1 protein-coding gene is annotated in these 710 nt (G+C 47.9%); it reads right to left on the minus strand.

The window, feature by feature from the left end; translation table 11 throughout:
• The coding region (locus ACFINK_RS09365) for a phage tail tape measure protein (RefSeq protein ID WP_375638914.1) at nucleotides 1-710 on the minus strand (710 nt) is incomplete at both ends.

The raw sequence follows: 710 nt of genomic DNA on the forward strand, positions 1-710 counted from the left end.
GCATTCGCCCACGCCATAAGCCCATTAGTAAAATTACCAACAGTTTCCATGAGACTGTTGAGAGGAGGCAGAAGCACTTCACCAATGGTGATGCCCAGAGCTACAATACGGTTTTGCAAGAGTTCAAATTGCCGCATAGCACCGGTTGCTTGTTTGTCTGCTTCTTGCTCTACCGAGCCTTTAAAGACTTGTGGATCTTTCACATACTCTAAAGCTTGCCCTAACAATTCTGGGTTGCCCACCAATTTGGCAAAATCACCAGTAAAATCGCGCCCCGCAATGGCAATCAGCGAGCGCATCCCCTGTTCGGATTTACCCAACACATTAAAAAAGCGCACCAAGGTGCCGGTGGCATCTTTGTCCAGATCTTGCATGAATTTTTCGCGAGAAAGCCCAATATTGGCAAAAGCATCTTCAATATGCTTGCCCCCTGCTTGAATGCGCGCACTCATGGCATTAAAACCACGCGCAGCACTCTCTGGAACAATCCCAGCAGAAATCATCGCTGTACCAAATGCCGCAGTTTCGCGCGCGGTGAGCTTAAACATGGTTGCCGCACCGGTGGCACGATTGGTAAAATCAGACACTTCACTGGCTTTTGCCGCCATGTGATTAGAGAGATGATTGATAGCATCACCTAGATCTTCAATACCTACCTGATTAAGCTTAAAGACATTGCGCAATTTGGCAAAGCGCTCCCCAATCTGATC

It is taken from the genome of Bartonella sp. AA16NXGY (genome assembly GCF_042197325.1).
Lineage (GTDB): Bacteria > Pseudomonadota > Alphaproteobacteria > Rhizobiales > Rhizobiaceae > Bartonella.